The 1,023-nt window shown below is 58.7% G+C and carries 1 protein-coding gene; it reads left to right on the top strand.

Annotation, left to right across the window (positions count from 1 at the left end):
- Positions 1-890, top strand: an 890-nt coding sequence (locus tag ACR0E6_RS21555) for an EAL domain-containing protein (protein ID WP_480587157.1), incomplete at its 5' end; no start/stop codon positions are given.
- Between the last annotated feature and the right edge of the window lie 133 nt (positions 891-1,023).

Here is a 1,023-nt window from a genome sequence, read left to right as displayed (position 1 = left end):
CGCTGACCGAGGCACAGCGCAGTGGGCCCTCGACGATTCGGGCCTATTCCTCCGAGACCCGACGCAGGTCGCTGGTCCGAAGCAATCTGCGCAAGGAGTTCGAGGCAGCGCTGGATCATGGCGATATCCGCCCGTGGTTCCAACCACAGGTATCCACGGATACCGGCCGCGTTACGGGTTTTGAGGCGCTGGCCCGGTGGGAACATCCGCAAAAAGGTGTACTGAGCCCACAAGTCTTCCTGCCCTTCGCCGAACAAGCCGACTTGATGGAGCGTTTGGGTCAGGCCATCCGGCACCACGCCTTCACCGCCATGCGGGCCTGGGAAAGGGCGGGCGTTATTGTGCCACGTATGGGTGTCAATTTCTCCTCGGATGAGCTGCGCGGACCTAGTTTGATCGACCGCCTCAAATGGGAGCTTGATCAATTCGACCTGACCCCCGACAGGCTGACGGTCGAAGTGTTAGAGACCGTCTTTTCCCGCCGTCCCGATGATGTGATCACCCGCAATGTCACCGGCCTTGCAGCTTTGGGGTGCTGTATTGATCTGGATGATTTCGGCACCGGCGATGCCTCAATCGCGTCGATCAAGCGGTTCAACGTCACGCGGATCAAGATCGATCGCTCATTCGTTGCCAAGTCTGATCAGGACCCCAGTCAGCAACAGATGGCCAGCGCCATCCTGACCATGGCCGAACGTTTGAACCTCGAGACGCTGGCGGAAGGGGTCGAGACACCGGGGGAACATGCCCTGATGGCCCAGCTTGGATGTGATCACGTGCAAGGCTTTGGTATTGGCAAGCCAATGCCGTTCGAAAAGACGCTGGACTGGATGGCTGCGCATAACGGCAAGATGAACGGGGTTCCTAAAATCGGACGCCAAACCGGCTGAATTCTTTGAAAGAGTGGCCTGGAATGCCACGACGCGACGAATTTACAGCCGATTCCGCTTGACCTTTGGGCCTGCACTCTGTTGAACCCTGCGGGTGTCTTTCACTGCTCAAGGTGGCTGTCCCAGATGGACG

It is taken from the genome of Ruegeria sp. AP12, assembly GCF_056540025.1.
The sequence above is the reverse complement of the archived record's forward strand: the minus strand, read 5'-3'. Positions and strand labels throughout refer to the sequence as shown.